This window comes from Streptomyces sp. NPDC056347 (assembly GCF_042262625.1).
GTDB lineage: Bacteria > Actinomycetota > Actinomycetes > Streptomycetales > Streptomycetaceae > Streptomyces.
Genome location: NZ_JBHJQP010000131.1, coordinates 1 through 23,014, shown reverse-complemented (window position 1 = coordinate 23,014; position 23,014 = coordinate 1). Strand labels below are relative to the sequence as shown.

The following is a 23,014-nucleotide window of genomic DNA, read 5'->3' as shown; positions in this document are numbered from 1 at the left end:
ACCAGGCTCACCGCCCGGTCGGGAGCCCCCGTCCGCCGGAATCAGATACCAGCCGGTACTTCGGTCGGGATCTCGAACCAGTTGTTGGCGAGGTAACCGACCTGGCTGTCGTTCAGCGCTCCCTCGAAGGCCCAGACGTCGTCGATCGTCCCCGCGAAGTAGTCGCTCGCGGTGCCTGCCAGAGTGCGGCCCACCTGCATGCCCTTGTCGGCCTGGAACGTCAGCACGTTGTCGGCCCAGGCGACGAGGTCCTGGCAGGCGCTGTCGTCCGCCGCGCCGTCCCCGTCGCTGTCACCGCACGCCACTTCCTGGAGCACGCCGTTGACGTAGAGCCTGGCTTCCTTCGCGAAGCCGTCGTAGACCACGGCCAGGTGGTTCCAGTCGCGGACGTCGAAGAACTCCGTGTTGCCGACCTGCTTGACCGCCGCGGTCGAGCTGTTCGCGTCCGGGAGAGTCAGCTCCCAGCGCCCCAGCCCCTGTGGATCGGCCGGATCGGGCCGGAAACGGACGTCGAAGGCGCTCCGCTTGCTTCCTCCGGCGCTGACCACGGTCATCGGATGGTCCGGCAGCGCAGCGGCCTGGGCCCACGCGGTCACCGTGAAGCTCGAACCGGTGTCGACCGGCATCGTCGGGACCTCCGCGTAGGAGTCGACACCGTTCAGCTGAAGGCCCTGGTTGTCGATGGTTCCCATACCGGTCTTCGCTCCGCCGTACAGGTTCATCGCCGAGGACTCCCCTGCGGAGTCCGGGGTGCTCACGGGGGTGCCGGTCGTCGTCTCCTCAAAGTTCCAGCGCCCCTTGAGAACAGGGCTCTGTCGGAACATCTGCTCGACCTCTCCGGCGGACAGCGGTCGGTCGTAGAGGCGGACGTCGTCGATCTGGCCGGGGAAGTACGAGCCGGGCTTCCCGTCGTACGAACCCGCCCCAATCTGTACGGGGCCTCCGGCGTACCACGTCGTGGCGGCCTTGGCCTGGCCCGCTTCGACACCGTTGACATAGAGCGTCAGCCGGTCGACCACGGTGTCCATCACACCGACCAGGTGCACCCAGCCACCGCCGTACGCGGTCGTTCCCTCGGGCTGCATGGCGCGGACCGCGCTCGCGTCCGAGGTGTCGGACACGTACTGGTTGAAGACCCAGCGGTCGTAGGAGTTCGAGTAGTAGAGCTCGAAGCCCGGTTTGTGCGTGCCGGTCTGGGTGGCGATGATCGCCGCGTGGGTCGGCTTGGTCTTCGGCATCTTCGCCCAGGCCGACACGGTGAAGCTGCGCTGGTTGTTGAGGTGGGGAGCGCCGGAGACGGCGTAGTCACCGGAGCCGTCGAGCGTGAGCGCGTTGCCGTTCATGCCGCGCTGACCGGTGACGGCGTTGCCCTGGAGCACAGCCGGGTGGACGTCCGCCCGACCGGTGATTTCCGTGGCACCCGCCGGTTCGTCCATGGGGAACACCGCGCGGGCCGGTCGCCCCGAGCCGATGGGCTGCTTCTTGTACAGGTTCGTGACCTCCGTCGCCGAGATCGGCTTGTCGAAGATCCGCACCTCGTCGATGGCGCCCGGGAAGAACGACGCCTGCTTGCCGTCGTACGAGCCGGCCCCGATCTGGAGCCCGCGTCGGGCGTCCCACGGTGTGCTGTACGTGGTCGTGCCCACGAGCGCGCCCTGCACGTAGAGCTTCAGTTCCTTCGACGCCGAGCTGTAGGTGCCGACCAGATGCGTCCACTGTCCGGGGGTGACCCCGCCCGGGCTGGGCGCCATGGCACGCACGGCTCCGGCGGTCGCCGTGTCGGACGTGTACTGGTTGAAGACCCAGCGGTCGTACGACTTGGAGTAGTACAGCTCGAAGCTCGGGCTGTAGTTGCCCGGCTGGGCAGCGATGATGGCTGCCGAGGTCGGCATCCGGGACAGGTTCGCCCATGCCGAGACCGAGAACCCGGTCTCGGTGGCGACGGTGGGAATGTCGGTCACCGCGTAGTCGTCGACGCCGTCGAACGAGACCGCCGTTCCCAGGACGCCGGGGACGCCCGCGGTCGCGCCGCCCTTCAGTGCGGCAACCCGGGCTCCCGCGGTCCCCCGGGCCTCGGTCGCACCGGCTTCGTCGTCCATGCGCCAGGCGGCCTTCTCCGGCTGCCCGGTCTTGACGCGGAAGAAGTACGTCCGCTCCTCACTTCCGTTCCCGGCGGCGTCGAGCGACCGGACCGTGAGGAAGTTCAGCCCGGGTTCCGAGGGAAGGATCTGGATGGTCTTCTCCGCCCCGCCGGAGGTGGCCAACTCGTTCTTCGGCAGAGGAGAGCCGTTGAGGCCGTACTGGTACTTCGTGACGTCGTTCTCGGCGGCCTTGATCTGGAATGCGCCGTACTTGCCGACCCCGTCGTACCAGGGGTCGTCCGGGTTCTCGGGGTCGGAGGCCGGGTAGTCGCTCGAAGTGACGGACGGGGCCTTGGGAACCGAAGTGTCGTACGTGAAGTAGCAGCCCGTGGGATCACCCGCGCTGGACCACGGGGAGTACTCGGCGCCGTCGTACACCCGGACCTGCCAGGAGACCCGTTTGTTCTGCGGGATCGAGGTCGGCAGGCCGATGACGAAGGTCGAGCCGGACGGCTTCGACGTCGTCCGGGCCGGATTCCAGCGGGCGATGTTGCCCTTGCCGTCCCCGGCGTCCCACGATGCCTGGAACTGGACCGAGACGTTGTCGTTGTCGGGGTCCTTGACCTGGTTCGCCCTGATCGTTCCCAAGGTACGTACACGAGCAGCCTGTTCGGGGCGCTTGCAGACGCCGCCGTACTCCATGACGAGCTGCGACATCTTGACCTGTACCGGCGGGCGGTTGTACTTCACCCGCAGGACGGCCTTGTTCGAGAACCGCTTCCAGCCGTACTTGTCCGACTCGTCGTCGGCCTGGAGGCCGAACGTCATCGTGGACCATTTGCCGTTCGCCGCTTCCTGCACCGCGGCCTTCACGTCGAACTCCGCGTCCTTCGCGGCGCACCCGGTGAATCCGTAGGCGAAGGATTCGGTCTGCAGCTTCTTGATCCAGAACCCCGCGGCGTTCTGCGAGTCCCATGTCGTGGACGAGGAGATGTCCTTCGTGCGCCAGAGCTGGACCTTGCGCGCCGAACACGAGGCCGACCAGGTGTTGTGGACCACGAACTCGGCGGAAAGGATCGACTTGCCGGCGTACGTCGACGTGGGGACCCGGTAGAACAGCCGCTTGGTGTCGTTGGGTGCACAGTAGTCCCAGTTGCAGAACCCCATGCCGGCGGTGGACTCACCGTTGAACTTCCACTGCGGCGACGACGCCCAGTACTTCGAAGCCATCGTCCAGGCCGAGGCCCGGGGCGAGTACCACTGCGGGTCGATGAAGACGGGGTACTCGGTGTCCTCGCCCTTCAGTAGATCGGCGTCCGGCGTAAGAACCAGTTCGCCGCCACCCGACGCGATCTCCACGCCCACCGGGGCGAGCCGCGCGGACTCCGTCGGTGAGGCGCTCGCCGCAGGGTCCGCCGCGGACGACCTCGCCGAGGCGGAGCTCTTCACGGAACTCGCCGGTGCGGCGGCGCTGGAGTCCCACATCATGGGCTTCGGCGCCTCGAAGACCGCCCCTTTCGCGCCCTCGTCAATCGCTTCGAGCCCGCCCTCGGCCGTGGTGTTCACGTCCATGCCGTCGGCGGCGAGCCGCAGGCGCAGCTCGGTCAGTTCCTCGCTCTGCGCGGCCTGCGCGGACTTCACGACCAGCAGTTGGGCGAACCCGTCCTCCTGCGCCTCCATCCGCAGGTCCACGCCGGGAAGAACCTCGGCGTACGTGGCGGTCGCACCGTCCAGGTCCGGCGCGGGCAGCTTCCCGGGCCACGACAGGGCCAGTTCGCGTCCGGCCTTCTTCATACGCACCAGCGGTGTGCTGCCGCCCCCGGAGAATTCGAGGTCGACCGTGCTCGCCTTCGGAGCCACACCTCCGTCGCCGGTCCGTGCGAGCGCGGTGTCGATCGGCTTCCACTCTCCGCCGACCCGGGTCCGGACCGGGCGCAGATGCTCCTGGGCCTCCAGGTTTCCGTCCGGCGTCGCGAAGACCTCTCGGCTCTCTCCCCGCAGGGACATCACCTCGACCGGGCGGCCCTCGCGCTTCGCCCTGGCCTGGGCCGCGTCGATGCTCGCTTCGGCGTCTGGCTCGGTGCCTGATTCGGCGTCACCACCGGTCGGCTCCGCGGACTTCGACACCTGTGGCACGGAGGCCACGGCCGCCTGTGGCGTCAGCGCTCCTCCCGCCACAAGGCTCAACGCGACGGCAGCCACCACCCCGGCTCCTCGTCGACCGCGCAACCGTCTCCACATAATTCCCACACCAACCTCAAGAAGATGAAGATTCCATGAGAAGCAGGGAATCTGGGTGGACTATATGTAGAGGACACACTTCCAACCAGAGGGATGATCTTCCCCTTCTTAACTAAACAGGGCATGCGGTATGTGATGTGGGGCACTGCAAGGTGCGCAGCCGAGCAGCCCTGGCCGGGATCGAGAGTGGGCTGCTGCCGCTGCTTACGCCTACCGAGAAGGGCGGTGCCACGATCCGTCGTCCACCTGCGCAGGTCGCGATGGAGGTCAACGGCGAGCATCTGGGCCGAGGGCGTCCCGGCCCCGACAGCGCCGAACGTTCACCAAGACTCGGACCCGACAGCGCCATCGTCCAGGGCTTGTTTCCTGATCTCGTTCTCACGGGCCTCGGCCTGGAAGTCCCGGCAGGGCTGCCGCTGATGCGCCTCGGCGCGAAACGGCTTCGCCCCCCGCCGTCACTTCTTCGGGACCATCGAGATCCCGTCCGCGGCGAGGGCGAACATCCGGACCAGGACCTCGCGGACGTCCGGGTCCCGGTCGAGCCGGTCCAACGACAGGTATCTCGCCGGATCCAGGTCGATCGTCGCGACTCCGCCGGCGCCCCCGCCGTCCGTGGCCGCGAACAGGACCAGGCACCGGTAGGCCCGTAGGGCTCCTGCTCGCTCCTCGCGCATCAGCGGCCTGAGGACGACGCTCTCTTCCTTCACCTGGCTGCGGAGTGCGTCCACCGACGTCCACCGGGTCCCCCAGCTCCGGTGCTCCGCGTCCCGCTGGATGTCGAGCAGCACGTCGAAACCGATCCGGCACACGCGGAAGTCGGGGTCGGTCGTGTTCATCAGGGCCATGGGGACATCGTCCTCGCGCCGCCTCCGGGCCCGCGTCTACGCGTCGAAGACGAACCTGACGTTCCGGTCGTCCAGGTACCTGATCGCGATCTCGTGGCCCGGCCGGAGCTGCGGGAAGCGGCGGGCGGAGATGGTTTCGCGGCCTTCCACGGTCTTCCTCGCGCCGTCCTCCTGCCAGGAGAGGCGGTACGTGATCTCGAAGCTTCCGGCGTCGTTGGTGCCGACGTGGCGGACGTCCTCCACCAGGGCGCGGACGTCCCGGCCGTTCCACCTGATGTCGTGGTCGCGCTTGAAGAGGGTGGCCAGGTAGCCGACGAAGCCCACGGCGATGACGGCGGAGACGACGAAAGCGATGATCACGGAACTCCCCCTCGGGACGACGGCACGATCCGGCGTCGCCCATCAGCGTTTCCCCGAAGATACGACCGGGCCCACCCCCGGTGTTCCGGTGGGTGGGCGGGGCCAGGGGTGTGTGTGGTGCGGGTCGGGGTCCTTCGTCCGGGTCGAGCCCGGCCCGGTCCGGACGGAAGGCCCTATGCCTCGGTCACCGCCGTGGCGCGCCACGGGGCCAGGCGCTGTACGTCGCGGGCGGTCTCGGTGACGCCGGAGAGGAAGCCGTGGGCCCGGGGGGAGGCGGTGTCCCGGAGCCATTCCGGGGCGATGTCGCAGACGGCGACCTTCACCTCGGTGCCGGCCAGGGCCAGGGGAAGGGTGTGGACGACGGTGGAGGGGAAGCTGAGGACCGTGCGGCCGATGGGGCCGCGGCGGGCGATGAGTTCCAGGGGGAGGTCGGGGCGGACGATCTCCAGGCCGGTGACGGCCTCCAGGGCGTGGAGCTTGTCGGTGGATTCGCGGCGGTGGGCGAAGTAGCGGGTGGCGTGGTGGGTGCGGGCCAGGGCGGCCACCGCCTCCAGGTAGCGGTCGTGGTCGACGACGCCCGTCTCGACCAGGGAGGTGCCCACCAGGTCGGCGCCCTTGGTCAGCCGCGGCGGGCCGAAGCGGGCCCGGGTCCAGGCGAAGGTGTTGGAGGTGACGGTCACGCCGGGCGGAGCCTCGACCGGCATGGCCGTGAAGACCTCGACCGTACGGTCGGCGGACGGGGTGAAGCGGCTGCGGGCGCGGGCGGTGACCGGGGCCAGGACCAGTTCGCGCGGGCCCTTGCTGCCCTTGCGGTGCCAGCGCACCAGGCGTTCGCCGCGCGCGAGCTGGGCGACGAACTCCATGGTGGCGGTGCCGTCGTCGACCACGGTGAGATGGCGGGCCCGGACCATGGTGAGCAGGAGCTGTACGTACCGGGAGAACGGGTCGCCGATCACGATGTGCCGCGCCCCGCGGACGAGTCCGGACAGGTCGCGCAGGCTCTTCAGGGGTGCGGTCGCACCGCCGCGCGCCTCCTGCCAGCGCACCGTGATGCCCTCGTCGCGGGCCAGCTCCGCCATCCGGCGCAGCTGGCCGCGCGACATCGGGTCGACCGGGGGGAGGACGACGACCGTGATGTCGGTGAGGACCCGGTCGTCGCCTCCCTCTGCGTAGGCCCACTCCAGGACGTTCAGGAGCTGGACCGGGCTCTCGACGAAGGCGAGGTTCACCGGTCGGCCCGTCAGACCGCGACCGGCTCGGCGGCCGGGGCCGCCTCGCTCTCGGCGACGACGCCCGTGACCCGGCGGAGCTTCTTCATCGGGCCGAGCTCGGACTCGTAGACCTTCTTGACGCCGTCGCCGAGGGAGGCCTCGATGGTGCGGATGTCGCGGACCAGGCGGGTCAGGCCCTGCGGCTCGACGGAGGCGGCCTGGTCGGAGCCCCACATGGCGCGGTCGAGGGTGATGTGGCGCTCGACGAAGGTGGCGCCGAGGGCGACGGCGGCGAGCGTGGTCTGCAGGCCGGTCTCGTGGCCGCTGTAGCCGATCGGGACGTTGGGGTACTCCTGCTGGAGGGTGTTGATGACCCGCAGGTTCAGCTCCTCGGCCTTGGCCGGGTAGGTCGAAGTGGCGTGGCAGAGCAGGATGTTGTCCGAGCCGAGGACCTCGACCGCGTGGCGGATCTGCTTCGGGGTGGACATGCCGGTGGAGAGGATGACCGTGCGGCCGGTGGCGCGCAGGGAGCGCAGCAGCTCGTCGTCGGTGAGCGAGGCGGAGGCGACCTTGTGGGCGGGGACGTCGAACTTCTCCAGGAAGGCGACGGCCTCGGTGTCCCACGGGGAGGCGAACCAGTCGATGCCGCGCTCGGCGCAGTGCTCGGAGATGGCCCGGTACTCGTCCTCGCCGAACTCGACGCGGTGGCGGTAGTCGATGTACGTCATCCGGCCCCAGGGGGTGTCGCGCTCGATGTCCCACTGGTCGCGCGGGGTGCAGATCTCCGGGGTGCGCTTCTGGAACTTGACGGCGTCGCAGCCGGCTTCGGCGGCGACGTCGATCAGCGCGAGGGCGTTGCCGAGGTCGCCGTTGTGGTTGATGCCGATCTCGCCGGTGATGTAGACGCGGTGGCCGGGGCCGGCGGTGCGGTTGCCGAGGGTGCGCAGGCGGGAGGTGCTCATGAGGTGTTCTTCCTTAGCTGGGACGACGGGTCGGGTCCGGGGAACCCGGGTCATTCGGGGGACTGGGAGGAGGGTGTGGTCGTGGTGGTCGTGAGGGTGGGGCCGAGCAGCCAGGCCGCGATCTCGCGGATGGCGCCGAAGCCGCCGGGGGTGGTCGTGACGGCGCGGGCCGCCGCCCGGACCGAGTCGTGGGCGCTCGCGACCGCGACGGGCCAGCCGGCGAGGGCGAAGCAGGGCAGGTCGTTGACGTCGTTGCCGACGTAGAGGACACGTTCGGGGGCGACGGAGTGTTCGTCGCACCACTGCTTGAGTGCCAGGTCCTTGCGGTCGATGCCGTGCAGGACCGGGATGCGGAGCTTGTGGGCGCGGGCGGCGACCACCGGGTTCTGCTCGGTGGAGAGGATCAGCAGCGGCAGTCCGGCCTTGCGCAGGGCGGCGATGCCGAGGCCGTCGCCCCGGTGGACGGCGACGGTCTCGCGGCCGTCGGAGTCGATGAACACCCGGTCGTCGGTCTGGGTGCCGTCGAAGTCGAGGACGACCGCGTCGACGTCGTCGAGGGTGGGCAGCGGGGCCGGGTCGAGCAGCGGGGCCAGCGCGCGGGCGCGGTCGAGGTCGTGCGGGTCGTCGATCTCCAGGACCCGGGCGGCGTCGGTGCGGACCAGGGCGGTGCGGCCGAAGAAGCGGTGGCGGTGGGTGCGGAAGCCCTGGACGTCCATGGCGTACGCGGTGCCCGTTTCGAGGAGGTCCTCGGGGCGGTCCTGGCGCATCTGGCGTACGGACTTGTCGTGGTTGACCCCGTAGTTGTCCTCCTCGATCGCGCTGCCGTCGCGCCAGAGGAAGCCGTGGAAGGGGGCGACGGTGACGGCCGTGTCGGCGCCGTCGCGGGCGACCGCGGCGGCCACCCCGTCGATGTCCTCCCGCAGCACGAAGGGGCTGGTGCACTGGACGAGCAGCACCACGTCGACGGTGCGGCCGGTGGTCGCCTCGTACGCGTCGAGGGCGTGGAGCACCGCGTCCTCGCTGCTCGATCTGTCCCCGGCGATGGCGGCGGGGCGCTGGACGACGTGCAGCCGGGCGGAGGCGTCCCCGGCGGCGCGGGCGGCGTCCGCGATGGCCGCGTCGTCGGTCGTGACGGCGACGTCGGTGACCTCGTGGGAGGCGAGGCAGGCGCGGACCGCGCGGGCGACCAGCGGTACGCCGCCGACCTGGGCGAGGTTCTTGCCCGGTACGCCCTTGGATCCGCCTCGGGCGGGGATCACGGCGAGCACGGTGGGGGTCGGGGTCATCTCTGCTCCTGAGGTGGTGTTCACAGCTCGCCCATCCGTCGGATCACCGGGGCGACCCGCTGGACGCCCTGCCGGTAGGCGCCGCGCGCCGCTTCCCGGACCGCCTCGCGGACCGCGCCGCGCACCCGCCCGGTCTCGCGCGGCCGTCCGGCGCCCGGCAGCGGGTGGCCGTCGGGGGCGAGGTGGTGGCGGGCGAGGATGCCGGGGAGGTAGCCGGGGGCGGTGGCGGGCGTGTAGTAGGGCGCGAGATCGGGCAGCGGCCCGGCGGCGAGCAGGGCGTCGACGCGGGCGCGTGCGTGGTCGTAGGCGGTGACGTACGTGCCGTCGGCGGCGACGCCCTGGCCGGCCAGCCACCCGGGGTCGGGCTCGGGGCGGAAGCCGCCGTCGAGGTGGTCCCAGGAGGTGAGCAGGCCGGAGCCGACGAAGTGGTGGTTGCCCAGGGTCTCGCGGACGCCGAGGTCGGTGAGGATCGCGGTGGGGACGCGCCGGTGCAGGGCCTCCAGTGCGGCGGTCGAGGAGACGGTGACCAGGAGGTCGGTGCGGTCCAGGACCTCGCCCATGTGCCCGTAGACCAGGCGGAGGTTGGGCGGGAGGCCGCCGGGCAGCTTCTCGGCGAGCCGCTGGTACGGGAGTTCCTCGATGTGCGTGGTGTGCTCGCCGGGCTTGGAGCGCAGCTTGAGCAGGACCTCGCGGCCGGGGTGCAGCCGGGCGTGCTCGGCGAGCCTGCGCAGCAGGTACGTACGGTCCGCGCGGGAGGCCGGTACGGAGGGCTGGGCGGCGAAGACGACGGTGTCGCGGCCGGGCTCGGGGCGGTGCGGCGCGCCGCCGAGGAAGGGCAGGGCGGCCTCGGTGACGGCCGAGGCGTCGGCGCCGACCCCCTCGTACACCGCGCGGAAACGGTCGGCGTCGTGGCGGGAGTTGGCGAGGACGATGTCCGCGCCGTGCCGCAGGAGCAGCCCGTCGGCGAGCTTCTCGTAGACGACGCCGACGTAACCGGTGACGACGACCGGCCTGGTCTCCAGCCGCAGTGCGGCCAGGCCGTGCAGCATCGCCTGGACGCCGCCGCCGACCAGGGCCAGGACGACCACGTCGTACCCCTCGTCCCGCACGGTGTGCAGGAACTCCACGGCCGTCACCTCGCGCACCCGGCCGGTCGCGATGCCGACGTCGCCGATCTCGGCGAGCTGGCGCGGGGTCGGGGTGGCCCGGCCGCGCAGCAGCAGTCCGCTGATCTCGACGCGCCGTTCCGGGTCCCCGGCGGTGAGGCGGCGCGCGGTGAGCGCGCCCCATTTCCACCGGGTGTCGGAGTCGGCGAGCACGGCGACCCTGAGGGCGGTCGTCTTTTCGGTACGTGGGGGCACGCCCCAGACGCTAGGAAGGCATTTCGATTCGCGGCCCAACGTCACGGCAACAGCTGGTTAACAGCCCGACGACGCTCGGCGAATCACCCTCACAAAGAGGACATGGAGATCAGCGATCCGGCCCGGTTCATCATTCCGACATTCACCGTTCACCCGTCGTCCCATCCGGGGTCAGGGCAAAAGACGGGCCCGCTCCTAGCGTGGGAGGGTGGTTAAGCTCTCGGTCATCGTGCCGTTCTACAACGTGCAGACATACGCCCCCGACACCTTGAGAAGTCTGCGGGCGAATGTCCGCGAGGACTTCGAATTCATCCTGGTCGACGACTGTTCGACGGATGGGACCGCGGACATCCTGCGCCGCGCCGAGGAGGAGATCGAGGGAGTGGTCGTCCTCAGACACGGGCAAAACGGCGGACTGGCCACCGCCCGCAACACCGGTCTGGACGCGGCGCGCGGCGAGTACCTCGCGTTCCTGGACGGCGACGACTGGACCGCCCCCGGTTTCTACGCCGAACTTCTCGCCAGAACCGAGGAGTTGGGTTGCGACTTCGTACGGACGGACCATGTCCAGGTCGAGTCCAGGAACCGTACGGTGCACCGGGTCCCGCACGGGCGGCGCGGCGAGGTGATGGACCCGAGGGACGCGATCCTGCCCGCCGGACGGACCACCTCGGTCGACTATCCGTACGCCTGGGCCGGGCTGTACCACCGGCGGCTGCTGGACCGCGGGCTGCTGCATTTCACGGACGGGCTGCGCACCGCGGAGGACCGTCCGTGGATCTGGCGACTGCACCGCGAGGCGGATTCCTTCGCGGTGCTCGGACTTCTCGGAATTTTCTACCGGCGGGGCGTGGCTTCTTCGCTCACACAGATCGGTGACGTGCGTCAGCTCGATTTCATTCGCTCGTTCGACCAGGTCATTCGGGAGACCGCCGAGGACCGTGACGCACGGGTACTTCTCCCGAAAGCGGTCCGCACCTATTGCGCGATCATTTTCCATCACGTGAGCTCGATCGAAAGGTTCGAACCCGCAGTGGCCCGCACCCTCAAATCGCTGAGTGCCGCGGCGCTCAGACGCATGCCGCAGCAGGTGCTCGACGAGGCCCTGGACTCGATGGACGTGGAACGCGCCACCCTGCTGCGCCGGCTGCGCCGCCGTCCGGCCGGGAAGGAGGTGGCGGCCGCATGAGCACCGCCCGGTCCCGCACCACGCAGATCTTCCTCGCCTCCACGCTCTACGGCGCCGCCACCCTGGCCGCCGCGCTCGACGCGGGCTGCTTCCCGGAGGCCGACCGCCGGATCCTGCTCGTCGCGAACAACGCGGCCGTGCCGGAGACGACGCCCTCCCTCGACACGATGCCCGGTTTCGGCGTACTGCGCGGCCGCTTCGACGACGTGGTGTCGTGGAACGCCACGATCGCCCCCTTCCACCCGGGCGGCTGGGAGCCGCGCCCCGACGACGTACCGCTGTGGGAGCGGCATCTGCGCCTGGCCTGGGGGCTGGGCGACGACCACGTCGAGCTGGCGGTCGAGTCGATCCAGGTCAACCCGGCCCAGGCGATCGCCCAGATCTTCACCGGCGCCCCGCTCGACGTGTACGCGGACGGGCTGATGAGCTACGGCCCCACCCGCAACAAGCTCGACCCCCTGATCGGCACCCGGGTGCGGCGGCTGCTCCATCTGGACCTGGTGCCGGGGCTGCGGCCGCTGCTGCTCACGGAGTTCGGGGTGGCGCCGGGGATCGTGCCGACGGATTCCTTCCTGAAGGTGCTCGGCGAGCTGGCGGACGCGCCGGGGGCCGGGGACGGATTGCCGGACGCGGCGGGGGCCGGGGACGGGGCGGGGCCCGCGCTGCTGCTCGGCCAGTACCTCTCGGCGCTGGGGCTGATCAGCGCGGCCGAGGAGGAGGGGCTGCACCTGCGGATGATGCGCGGCGCGGTGGCGCTCGGCCACACCCGGCTGGTCTTCAAGCCGCACCCCACGGCCCCGGCGCAGTGGTCGAACGCGCTGCGCGAGGAGGCCGGGCGGCTCGGTGCCGAGCTGACGGTGCTGGACGAGGCGGTGCTGCCCGCGCCGGTCCTGGCCGAGGTGCTGTATCTGCGGATGCGGCCCGCGCTGGTGGTGGGCTGCTTCTCGACGGCGCTGCTGACCGCCTCGGCGTTCTACGGGCTGCCGGTGGCCCGGGTCGGCACGGAGCTGCTGCTGGACCGGCTCTCCCCGTACGAGAACAGCAACCGGGTGCCGGTCACGCTGGTGGACGCGCTGGTGCCGGAGGTGACGGACCGGGCGGCCGTCGAGCGGGCGGCGGCGGGCGGCGAGCCGGCGGACGCCGCGGAGCTGACCGAGCTGGTCACCGCGGTCGGCTTCGCGATGCAGCCGAAGATCTACCCGGGGCTGCGCCCGGCCGCCGAACGCTATCTGGCCGCCCACCTGTCCGAGGCGACCTGGCGGTACTTCAAGCGCAGGCGGCTGACCTCGCTGGCGCTGCCGGGCGCGGTCCCGGCCCAGCTGGCGTTCCTGCCGCGCAACGCGGTGGTGCGGCGGGTGGCCCGCTCGGTGCGGCGCCGGGTGGTGCGGCACTGACCGCACCGGACGGGCGAGCCTTTCGCCCGGACCGGGCCGGCCCCGCGTGCCCTGGCCCGATCCGGACGAAAGGCCCCGGGGAGCGGGGCCGGACGGTGTACGCGTGTCCGGCCCCGCTCTCTTTCCGCGGTGCCGTCAGAGGCTGACGCCGCCCTGGATGACGCGCAGGTCGGCCGCGTTGGCCTCGGTGACCTTCCACAGCTCCCGCTGCCGTCCGTGCACGTCGGCGACGGTCGCCGCGTGGTCGTCGAGCAGCCCGGCGGCCCGCTCCACGAGCCGGGCGCCGAGGTGCCGGTCGTGGACGGAGATGCCCCACTCCGGGCGGTCGATGTCGGCCAGGAAGTACGCCATCTTCGGGTGCGAGATCAGGCTGATGATCGGCGTGCCGCAGCCGAACGGGATCATTCCCGCGTGCCCGCGCATCCCGATGACCAGCTTGGTCCGGGCGTAGGTGTCCCGGATCGCTTCGTTGTCGAAGTCGTACATCGGGATCACCGGCAGCGAGATCCCGTGCTCGCGGCGCAGGTCGAAGGCGATCCGCTCGTCGTCCAGCGAGTGGGCGACGCATTTCACCTCGGCCAGCCCGCCCAGTCCGCGCACCGCTTTCGCCATCTCGCCCAGGAAGTGGGCGTAGTCGTGGCCGAAGCGGAGCCCGGCGCGGTCGTACGCGGCGTTGACCAGCACGGTGTCCTCGCGGGCGGCCGGGTCGGTCCAGCCGTCCACCAGCTGCCGGGTGACCGTGGTCGGGCAGGGCTGGAAGCGCACCTTGTCGTGGAGCGAGGCGGGCAGCAGTTCGCGGACCTTCTCGATGGAGCCGTGGTTGCGCAGCCCGAAGAACGAGGCCCGTTCGACGAGGGTGCGCAGGCTGGAGAGGAACCGCTCGCGGCCGTGTCCGTACGCCTGGCCGTCGAAGGCGTTGAAGCCGACCGCGTACACCATGATCGGTACGTCGATCCGGTCGAGGAGCGTGTCGGGGACGTTCCACTGCCAGCCGCTGTTGCCGTTGGGCGCGGTGTCCGGGATGAAGAGGCCGCCGCCGCCGATGACCAGGCCGCGGCGCTCGTTGACCCGCTCCAGCGCGGCCTCGTCGAAGAGCCGGTGGGCGTGGACGGAGTGCCAGCGCCGCGGTCCGGTGTCCCGGCCGAACGCCAGCCGGACGCTCTCGGGCAGCAGCTTGTCCCCGGCGTTGCCCTGGCGCTCCATGTAGAAGGCGACGTGGGCGAGCTGGCCGGCGGCGGGGCCCTCCACGGGCGGGGTGACGTCCGTGGTGCGCAGGCGCATCAGGCGGCCGGCCCGGTGCGTGGGGTCGACCGAGAGGCCCTTGAGGGCGTACGCGGCCGCCTCCTCGTCGTCGCCGTGGATCCAGGAGATCTGGGCGAGCCGGGCGAAGGCGGTCGCGGCCCGGTTGGGCGCGGCGGTGGCGAGCAGCAGCCGGGCGCGGGCCTCCTCGTAGCGGGACACGCTCATCAGGGCGTGGCCGAGCACCTCGTGCGGCCAGGACTCGTCGACCGGGATGGTGACCCGGCCCAGCAGGTCCACCGCCTGCTGGTACTCGCCGGCCGCGATGTGGGCGGCGGCGACCTTGCGGGCGGCCTCCGGGGAGCCGGTGCGGGCCACGTGCGGGGTGCCGTAGTGGACCAGCAGGTCGTGGTGCTTGGCGCCGGGCAGCGCCAGGTACGCGGCGTGGAAGTCGGCGTCGGACAGCTCGAAGTCGCGCCAGCGGTCCTCCGCCTCGCGGTACCCGGCCTCGCCGCCCAGCCAGGGCTTGTGGCGTCCGGTGAAGTGCAGGATCGCGGTGGAGTCGGGGACCGGGAGGTCGCCGGACAGCCGCCGCTTGACGAAGTTGTAGCGGGCATCGAGCTGGACGAAGTCGCCGTCGAGCACGGCGTTGAGGATGCCCTGGTCGTGCTTGTCCAGCTCGTACGTGCCGGCCCGGCCGACCTCGTCGATCCGGGCGCAGAACGCGTCGCTCAAGAACTCCCGCTGGATGACCAGCAGTCCGCTGTTGAGCTTGTGCTGCCCGTAGAAGAACTGCGGTACGGCGGCCAGCCCGTCGCGCAGGGCGAGCAGTTCGCCCAGGTCACCGAGGACCACCATGTCGGTGTCCAGGGTGATCACGGTGTCGTAGTCGCGGACCTTGAAGATGTCGAGGATGAAGTAGGCCTTGCGGACCAGGTAGTTGTCCTGGTCGCCCTTGGCGTAGGAGTCGTAGTGGTCGGCGTCCACGCGGCGGAAGTCGGCGCGCGGGTGCAGGGCCCGGATCTGTGCGACGGAGGCCGGGCGCAGTCCGTCGTGCAGGACGAGGAAGTCCTCGCAGACGTTCGGGTTGGACAGGGCCAGGCTGCGCAGCAGGGCGAGGAAGCCGGGCAGGTAGTTCTCGTCGACGAAGCTCGCGAAGGCGACCTTGCGCTTGCCGGTGAGCGGGTTGGCGGTCGTGGCCGGCGCGGGGAGGGCCGCCGCGGACGGGGGTGTGGCGGTCGTCGTCATCGCAGTCGGATCCTCATGTCGGTGACGTCCTGGGCGCGTTCCATGACCCACGCCTTTTCGCTGGTGTATTCGTGCACGGAGGTGATGGGCATCTTCATCGCGTCGGCCAGCCGGTAGGCGCCGCTCTCGTAGAAGTCGAAGCCGATCAGGTCGATCCGGCTGCTGACGTCGAGGTGGTCCAGGAGCCACAGCATGTTGAAGCCGCTGGTGGGGATGGCGGGCCAGACGTCGGTGCCGACGCGGCCGAGGTCGCGCAGCGGCCAGCGCAGCGACTCGTCGCCCAGGAATTCCTGGGCGCCGGGGACGAGGCGGTTGCGCAGGGAGTGCTTCCAGTCGTTGGAGAGCCCGCCGAAGACCAGCCGGGTGTGCACCTTCTGGTCCCAGTTGAAGCCGTGCTTGTGGATGGTGGCGTGGATGTCGGTGCGCCGGCCGGTGGCCGCCGGGTCGATCCGGTACGAGTTGAAACGGACGACCAGGTCGTATCCGTCGATCTCCTTGCCCATCGAACTGGTGCCGACGCGCTGGGAGTTGGCTATCAGGCAGATCGTCTTCCCGGCGATCCGGTTGCGGAACTCGCCGACCGTGGTCCACCGGACGCCGCCGAAGGTGGGGTCGGGGACCGGGCCGCGCATCCGGTTGCGGCGCTGTTCGGCGTAGAGGCCGGCGAGCGCGGTGATCCGGGCCGCGGCCGCGGGGTCCGTACCGGCCGACTCCAGGGCGAGGGCCAGGTACTGGGCGGCGGCCTCCTGGATCTCCTGGACCGGGGCGCCGGAGCGCTCCTGGGCGAGCAGGGCGCCGATCAGCCGGGGCTCGGCTCCGGCCAGGTCGCCGCGGGCGTGGCGGTCGAGGCCCTCGGCCCAGGACTCGGTGACGGGCCGGTCGGCGTACGCGGTGGCGGCGGGGCAGTCGCGTTCCAGGCGGCGCAGCAGCTCGGCCTGGCGCTCGGCGCCGGCCCGGATTCCGGCGACCCGGGCGGCGACGCCGAAGCCGTCGTCCTCGGTGAACGAGAGGTAGCGCTCGTACGCCTCGACGGCGGCGGCCTCCGCGCCCATCGCCTCCAGGGTCCTGGCCCGCAGCCGCCATCCCGCCCGGGAGCCCTTGCGCTGGGTGAGCACGGTGTCCGCGATGAGCAGGGCGAGCTTCAGCTCGTCCTCGTATCCGCAGTCCAGGGCCTTGTTGCCGGCCGTGAGCAGCGGGTCGATCAGGGCGTCGGGGAGGGCCTGGGCGCCGCCGCCCGCCTTGCCGGTGCGGCGGATCAGCGCGAGGGCGGAGGCGCCGGCCGGGGCGGTCGTGGCGGCGGGCCGGGCCGCGTACGTGGCGAGCAGCTGGCGCAGCGCCTCGGCGAGCACACCGCGCCGCCGGTCGAGCCCGGCGACCAGTTTGGTGCTGTGCGCGGAGCAGGCGCGCAGGCACACGTCCACATCGGTCGGTTCGACGGAGGCGTGCCGGGCGGCGGCGCTCTCCGCGTCGGCCGCGTCGCGCTGCCGCGGCGGGCGGGTGCGGGCTTCTCTCATGGCGCTCCAAGCGTCTGGTGCCCGTGGGGGGAGGGGGGCGGGTCCGGGCGTACGGTCACCGGGGCGCGCCAGGGGCACACCCGGCCCCGGGGCGGGGCGGATGCGCGACGCGCCGGATCGGTTCCGGGCCACGCTAGGAAAGCTGAACGGCCGCCGGGTGAACTCGCCTTGTCCGAACGGGAAACGGCGCACCGACCCCGCAGGTCGGGGGTCGTTCGGCGCGGACGGAGAGCCGTCAGACGCTGCTGAGCGAGAGCTTCGCCGCGAACCCGAGGAACAGCAGCCCGGCCGCCGAGGTCGCCCCGGCCGACAGCCTCTTGCGGCGGCGGAAGGCGGCGGCGAGCCGGGTGCCGCCGAAGATCAGCACGGAGAGGTAGAGGAAGCTGGCGAACTGGAGCAGGGTGCCCAGCACCAGGAAGGAGAGCGCCGGGTAGGCGTAGGACGGGTCGACGAACTGCACGAAGAAGGAGATGAGGAAGAGGATCGCCTTCGGGTTGACGAGGCTGACCACCAGGGCCCGCCGGTAGGGGCGTTCCATCGTCGCCGTGACCGTGTCCCCGGCGTCCTGTCCGGTCAGTTCGGCCATCCGCAGGTGCCGCTCGCGCCACATGGCCAGCGCGGTACGCAGCATGCCGACGGCCATCCAGGTGAGGTAGCCCGCGCCGGCGTACTTGACGACGGCGAAGAGCACCGGTGTCGTCCGCAGCAGCGAGGAGGCGCCGAGCGCGGACAGCGTCATCAGCACGGTGTCGCCGGTCCACACCCCGGCCGCCGCCGCGTACCCGGTGCGTACCCCGCGCCGGGCGGCGACGGACAGCACGTACAGCGAGTTCGGCCCCGGCAGCAGCACGATCAGCGCCAGCCCGGCGAGGTAGGTCGGAAGGTCGGTGACACCCAGCATGGGACGGAGTGTCGCACGCCCGTTCGCCCTCGTGTCCCGGGGGTCCGGCTCCCGGCTCAGAAGGCGTCCGGGGGGACGTACCGCCCCCACACCTCGCGCAGCGCGTCGCAGACCTCGCCGACCGTCGCCCGGGCCTTGAGGGCGTCCTTCATCGGGTAGAGGACGTTGTCGGTGCCCGCGGCGGCCGTGCGCAGCCGGGACAGGGCGTCGTCCACCGCGTCCTGGTCGCGTTCGGCGCGCAGGGCGGCGAGGCGGGCCGCCTGGAGGGCCTCGATCGCGGGGTCGACGCGGAGCGGTTCGTACGGCTCCTCCGTGTCGAGCCGGAAGCGGTTGACGCCGACCACGACGCGTTCGGCGCTGTCGGTCTCCAGGGCCACGCGGTACGCGGAGCGCTCGATCTCGCCCTTCTGGAAGCCCTGCTCGATCGCGCGGACCGCGCCGCCAATGGCCTCGACGCGGTCCATCAGCTCGACGGCGGCGGCCTCGACCTCGTCGGTCATCCGCTCCACGGCGTACGAACCGGCGAACGGGTCGACGGTGGCGGTGACGTCCGTCTCGTACGCCAGGACCTGCTGGGTGCGCAGGGCGAGCCGGGCGGACTTGTCGGTGGGCAGGGCGATCGCCTCGTCGAAGGCGTTGGTGTGCAGCGACTGGGTGCCGCCGAGGACCGCGGCCAGCCCCTGCACGGCGACCCGCACCAGATTGACCTCGGGCTGCTGGGCGGTGAGCTGGACGCCCGCGGTCTGGGTGTGGAAGCGCAGCATCAGCGACTTGGGGTTCTTCGCGCCGAACTCCTCCTTCATCACCCGGGCCCAGATCCGGCGGGCGGCGCGGAACTTGGCGACCTCCTCCAGGAGCGTCGTACGGGCGACGAAGAAGAAGGAGAGCCGGGGCGCGAAGTCGTCGACGTCCATCCCCGCCGCGACGGCGGTGCGTACGTAGGCGATGCCGTCGGCCAGGGTGAACGCGATCTCCTGCACGGGTGTGGCCCCGGCCTCGGCCATGTGGTAGCCGGAGATCGAGATGGTGTTCCACCTCGGGATCTCGGTGCGGCAGTACTGGAAGGTGTCGGCGACCAGCCGCAGCGAGGGCGCCGGCGGGAAGATGTACGTGCCGCGCGCGATGTACTCCTTGAGCACGTCGTTCTGGACGGTGCCGGTGAGTTTCTCGGCCGGTACGCCCTGTTCCTCGGCGACCAGTTGGTAGAGGAGCAGCAGGAGTGCGGCCGGGGCGTTGATCGTCATCGAGGTGGAGACCCGGTCCAGCGGGATGGAGTCGAACAGGACCCGCATGTCGTCGACCGAGTCGATCGCCACCCCGACCTTGCCGACCTCGCCGGACGCGATCGGCGCGTCGGAGTCGTGGCCCATCTGGGTGGGCAGGTCGAAGGCGACGGAGAGGCCGGTGGTGCCGTCGGCGATCAGCTGCCGGTAGCGGGCGTTGGATTCCGTGGCCGTACCGAAACCCGCGTACTGCCGCATCGTCCACGGGCGGCCGGTATACATCGTGGGGTAGACGCCGCGTGCGAAGGGGTAGGCGCCGGGTTCGCCCAGCTTCTCGCCGGGGTCCCAGCCGTCGAGCGCGTCCGGTCCGTAGACCGGCTCGATGGGCAGTCCCGACTCCGTCTCACGCGTCATCCGCCGTACCTCCCGCTGAAGCTGGTTCGCCGCCCTCCCATCATGCGCGGGCTTTGGCGACCCGGCAGGGCGGGAATCGGTCCAGGGACACCGGACACACACCGGACGCAGGGGGCAGAGAGATGAGGGACCGCACCACCGGCACCACTGACAGCACAGCGGCACACACAGGACCGGCGGGTCCCGGCGGGCGGGGCCGCACGGGGGCGCTCGCGGTCCTCGCCGCCCTCACCGTCGCCGCGGCCACGGCGGGCTGCACGGCCCAGGCCGCCGGGCAGACGCACTCGGCCGCGTCCGCGCCACCGGCCCCGTCGCAGCCCGCCGACACCGCCACGGAGGACGCCAAGCCCGCCGACACACCGGCACCGGCACCGGTCACGTCGTCCCCGGACCTCCCGGACCCCTCCGGCTCCCCCGGGACCACCGCGCCGCCCTCCCCCACGCCCGACCCGCAGGGCGAGACGCTGATGGCGAACGGCTCCCAGGGCCGGCAGGTGCGGGAACTCCAGGCCCGGCTGCGGCAGATCGGCCACTTCGACCGCAGCCCCACCGGCTACTACGGCTCCGTCACGGCCGCCTCGGTCAGTTCCTTCCAGAGCAAGCGGGGTCTCGTCCGTACCGGCCGCACCGACACCCTCACCTGGCGGAAACTGCTCGGCATGACCCGCGAGCCGACCGCCGGTGAACTGGACCCGCCGACCACCCGCCCGGCCGCCAAACCGGACAAGCGCTGCCTGACCGGCCGGGTCCTGTGCATCAGCAAGAACAGCCGGACGCTGTCCTGGATGATCGACGGCCGCGTCGTGTCGTCGATGGACGTCCGCTTCGGCTCCCAGTACACACCGACCCGCGAGGGCACCTTCTCCGTGTACTGGAAGTCCCGCGACCACGTGTCGACGATCTACCACACGCCCATGCCGTACGCGATGTTCTTCAGCGGCGGCCAGGCGGTGCACTACTCGGCGGACTTCGCGGCCCGCGGCTACGACGGTGCCTCGCACGGCTGCGTCAACGTCCGGGACAAGGCCAAGATCGCCGCGCTCTTCGACCAGGTGCGTGACGGGGACAAGGTGGTGGTCTACGGCTGACCGCCGGGGGCGTCCCCGGGGCGGAGAAGTGGCGCGGACGGGACAGGGGGAACATGTCCCGCCCGCGCCGGGTGCGCTGAGCCGTAGGTACGGGGGGAACCCCGGCTCGCTGCGCTGCCGATGACCAGTCGGCATTCTGTTCAGCGCCAGGAGGCCGAAAAGTGTCACACCCCCCGGACGGACGGGGCGGCCGGGGCGCCGGGCGGCTCCTCACCGCCGGGGTTCCCGGCCGGGGAGGGCGTCGCCGTGTAGCCGATTCCGCTGCCGTTGCCGTTGCCGCGGCCCTCGTTCTCGTCCTCGTCGTGGTCGTCACCGGTGCCGCGGTCGCTGCCCTGGTTGTTGTCGCTGCCGCCGCCGCTGCCGCCCTGGCCGTTCCCGTTCTGCCCGTTCCCGGACTCCTCCAGGACGTGGTCGCAGAACCGGTCCAGGTTGGCGGCCCCCTTCGCCAGCTCTTCGAGCTTGCGCCTGCGCTGCTCGTTGAGACTGCCGTCGCGGTAGTCGCGGCAGGCCTGGACGGCCTTGGCGTACCAGCCGGCGCCGGAGCCGGAGCCGCCGCCGTGACGGCCGTCGACGGAGCCGGTCGGGGCGCCGGGCCTGCGGCCGTTCCCGCCGCCGCTCGCCGTGCCGCCGCCCCCGCCGCCGTCCGGGTCCTTCGTCCGGCGCGGTCCGCCGGACTTCTGGCCGTCGGCCGGGGCGGAGGGGGTCGCGGGTGACGTGGTGGCCCCGGTGCCCGGGGAGGCGGGCGGCGGTACGGTCCGCCCGTCGGAGGGGCTCGAACCGAGCTCCTTCGGCGAGGCCGCGGCCGATACGGAACTGGCGGGCTGCGCCCCGCCGCCGAACGGGACCGGAAGGATCCCGGTCCCCGCCGCCACGGCCACCCCGCCGAGCGCGCACCCCGCGAACGAGGCGACGAGACCGAAGCGGACCGGCCGGCTCCAGCGGGTGCGGCGCCCCCGTCCCGCACCGGCGCCCGGACCGCGCCCGAGGTGCACCGGAGCGAGTACCTCGGCACGGGCGGCCGGACCGTCCGCCCGGCCGGCGGCACCGCGCGCCCGCGCGGCACGGGGCGTCTCGCGGAAGGCGGCCAGCGCCGCGGCCTCACCGGGCAGTTCGGTGGTGGCGGGGCGGGCGGCACGGGCGGCGGCCTCCAGTGCGGCCGCGAGTCTCCCGGCGTCCGTGCCCGACGGACCGTCGACGGGATCGACCGGCTCGCCCCGGAGCAGTCGCTCCGCGGCGTCCTTGTCAAGCCATTCGTACCGCTCGTCGGCCATCACATGTCCTTCTGCGTCCATGGACGCGAATGCGTCACACCCGCCGGCGCCGCCAGACCGTTGCGGACGGGACGCTGGGCGGGCATCCCGTCGAGTTCCGCGGTCCGGGCCACCTGGCCGGGGTGCGGGTGTACGTGGGGGTGCGGGTGACGGGCGCCCGTACCGCCCCCGGCGCCGTCGCCGGGGGCGCCCTCCTCGCCGCTGGAACCGCTGTCCGTGCGCAGCAGCTCGGCGAGCCGCTTCAGTCCCCGGTGCGCCGCGGTGCGTACCGCGCCGGGGCGCTTGCCCAGCGTCTGCGCGGCGCTCTTCGCGTCCAGGCCGACCACCACGCGGAGCACCACGGCCTCGGCCTGGTCCTGGGGCAGCTGGGCGATGAGCGACATGGTGCGGCCGGTGGCCAGCGCCTCCATCGCCTCGCCCGCGGTGTCGGACTCGGCGGGCCGCTCGGACAGCTCCGATTCGTCGCCGCCGACCGCGGGGCGCCTGCCACGCATCCGGATGTGGTCCAGCGCGCGGTTGCGGGCGATCCGGGCCGCCCAGCCGCGGAAGCGGTCGGCGTCGCCGCTGAACCGGTCGAGGTCCCGGGCTATCTGCAGCCACGACTCGGACGCCACGTCCTCGGCGTCCGGCTCCCCCACGAGTGTCCTTATGTAGCCCAGCAGTCGCGGCTGCACAGCGCGGTACACAGTACGGAAGGCGTCCTCGTCCCCGTCCTGCGCCGCGAGCACCGCGGCAGTGAGCTCCGCGTCGTCCCCCAGCACTCCCTCAACCCTGCCCTGCTGTCCTGAATCGCAGCTGGTCATCACTGCCGCGCCACGCTGCGCGACTCAGCACGCTACGTCCTCGGCGGGGCCCGCGTCCACGTCTTGCACAACCCGCGACATTCCGCCGCCCCGGCCGTGGTGTGACAGAAATCGCGACGACGGCGCTGAAGGGAGTACGGGGTCGTCCTACGGCCCCGGGGAAGACGACCGGGGCCTCTCCTGTGGGGGGTGGCGGCCCCGGTCGTCCTCGTCTTCCGACTCCCCCGCCCCGGCCCGGTGCTCCCCGCGGCCTCGCGGCCCGCGTGACCAACGGCGTGGCGGGTGGCGCGATCAGAGAGCCGGTCAGTTCTCCGGCCGACGACTCCTTCGGCCGTTCCCCGCACGGCACCGGCCCCCGGAGTTCGTGCCCCGGGGGCCGGTGC

At 71.8% G+C, this 23,014-nt stretch carries 16 protein-coding genes; 3 read left to right on the top strand and 13 right to left on the bottom strand.

The window, feature by feature from the left end; all coding sequences use genetic code 11:
- Window positions 1-41: 41 nt before the first annotated feature.
- From ACFCV8_RS26035 to ACFCV8_RS26005, 7 genes are all read right to left on the bottom strand, one after another.
- On the bottom strand, window positions 42-4,322 hold the full coding sequence (locus ACFCV8_RS26035; protein WP_376687866.1) for a LamG-like jellyroll fold domain-containing protein: 4,281 nt from the start codon (window positions 4,320-4,322) through the stop codon (window positions 42-44).
- A 455-nt stretch (window positions 4,323-4,777) separates the two neighbouring features.
- Window positions 4,778-5,167: a hypothetical protein gene (locus ACFCV8_RS26030; protein WP_376687865.1), complete on the bottom strand. Its 390-nt coding sequence runs from the start codon at window positions 5,165-5,167 to the stop codon at window positions 4,778-4,780.
- A 36-nt stretch (window positions 5,168-5,203) separates the two neighbouring features.
- Entirely contained in the window at window positions 5,204-5,527 is a 324-nt protein-coding gene (locus ACFCV8_RS26025; protein ID WP_376687864.1) for a hypothetical protein, read from the bottom strand.
- A 173-nt stretch (window positions 5,528-5,700) separates the two neighbouring features.
- A complete protein-coding gene (locus tag ACFCV8_RS26020) occupies window positions 5,701-6,756 on the bottom strand; it encodes a hypothetical protein (protein ID WP_376687863.1) in 1,056 nt (351 codons plus the stop codon).
- 11 nt (window positions 6,757-6,767) lie between these two features.
- The gene (locus ACFCV8_RS26015) at window positions 6,768-7,700 is read right to left on the bottom strand and encodes an N-acetylneuraminate synthase family protein (RefSeq protein WP_376687862.1); all 933 of its coding nucleotides are present in this window, start codon (window positions 7,698-7,700) and stop codon (window positions 6,768-6,770) included.
- A 50-nt stretch (window positions 7,701-7,750) separates the two neighbouring features.
- On the bottom strand, window positions 7,751-8,986 hold the full coding sequence (locus ACFCV8_RS26010; RefSeq protein ID WP_376687861.1) for a cytidylyltransferase domain-containing protein: 1,236 nt from the start codon (window positions 8,984-8,986) through the stop codon (window positions 7,751-7,753).
- 20 nt (window positions 8,987-9,006) lie between these two features.
- The gene (locus tag ACFCV8_RS26005) at window positions 9,007-10,347 is read right to left on the bottom strand and encodes a DUF6716 putative glycosyltransferase (RefSeq protein WP_376687860.1); all 1,341 of its coding nucleotides are present in this window, start codon (window positions 10,345-10,347) and stop codon (window positions 9,007-9,009) included.
- Between the two features lie 208 nt (window positions 10,348-10,555).
- On the opposite strand from ACFCV8_RS26005, the gene ACFCV8_RS26000 reads away from it, so the two are divergent.
- Together ACFCV8_RS26000 and ACFCV8_RS25995 are read left to right on the top strand one after the other, a co-directional pair.
- Window positions 10,556-11,536 (top strand): glycosyltransferase family 2 protein, encoded by a 981-nt coding sequence (locus tag ACFCV8_RS26000; protein ID WP_376687859.1) that lies wholly within the window; start codon window positions 10,556-10,558, stop codon window positions 11,534-11,536.
- Entirely contained in the window at window positions 11,533-12,930 is a 1,398-nt protein-coding gene (locus ACFCV8_RS25995) for a polysialyltransferase family glycosyltransferase (RefSeq protein WP_376687858.1), read from the top strand. The genes ACFCV8_RS26000 and ACFCV8_RS25995 overlap by 4 nt, the downstream gene beginning before the upstream one ends.
- Before the next feature lie 135 nt (window positions 12,931-13,065).
- On the opposite strand, the gene ACFCV8_RS25990 is transcribed toward ACFCV8_RS25995, so the two are convergent.
- From ACFCV8_RS25990 to ACFCV8_RS25975, 4 genes are all read right to left on the bottom strand, one after another.
- Entirely contained in the window at window positions 13,066-15,417 is a 2,352-nt protein-coding gene (locus ACFCV8_RS25990; RefSeq protein WP_376687857.1) for a glycosyltransferase, read from the bottom strand.
- Complete coding sequence (locus tag ACFCV8_RS25985; protein WP_376687856.1) at window positions 15,414-16,931, bottom strand: hypothetical protein; 1,518 nt, start codon at window positions 16,929-16,931, stop codon at window positions 15,414-15,416. Before ACFCV8_RS25985 ends, ACFCV8_RS25990 begins: the two co-directional genes overlap by 4 nt.
- A 235-nt stretch (window positions 16,932-17,166) precedes the next feature.
- The gene (leuE, locus tag ACFCV8_RS25980) at window positions 17,167-17,832 is read right to left on the bottom strand and encodes a leucine efflux protein LeuE (RefSeq protein WP_376687855.1); all 666 of its coding nucleotides are present in this window, start codon (window positions 17,830-17,832) and stop codon (window positions 17,167-17,169) included.
- A gap of 56 nt (window positions 17,833-17,888) precedes the next feature.
- Window positions 17,889-19,469, bottom strand: coding sequence for a methylmalonyl-CoA mutase (locus ACFCV8_RS25975; RefSeq protein ID WP_376687854.1), 1,581 nt, complete (start codon window positions 19,467-19,469; stop codon window positions 17,889-17,891).
- A 122-nt stretch (window positions 19,470-19,591) separates the two neighbouring features.
- Between ACFCV8_RS25975 and ACFCV8_RS25970 the strand changes: the two genes are divergently transcribed.
- Entirely contained in the window at window positions 19,592-20,557 is a 966-nt protein-coding gene (locus ACFCV8_RS25970) for a L,D-transpeptidase family protein (protein WP_376687853.1), read from the top strand.
- Window positions 20,558-20,721: 164 nt separating this feature from the next.
- Here ACFCV8_RS25970 and ACFCV8_RS25965 read toward each other — a convergent pair whose 3' ends face one another.
- On the bottom strand, window positions 20,722-21,849 hold the full coding sequence (locus tag ACFCV8_RS25965; protein ID WP_376687852.1) for a hypothetical protein: 1,128 nt from the start codon (window positions 21,847-21,849) through the stop codon (window positions 20,722-20,724).
- The gene (locus ACFCV8_RS25960) at window positions 21,828-22,589 is read right to left on the bottom strand and encodes an RNA polymerase sigma factor (protein ID WP_376687851.1); all 762 of its coding nucleotides are present in this window, start codon (window positions 22,587-22,589) and stop codon (window positions 21,828-21,830) included. Before ACFCV8_RS25960 ends, ACFCV8_RS25965 begins: the two co-directional genes overlap by 22 nt.
- Window positions 22,590-23,014: the final 425 nt, after the last annotated feature.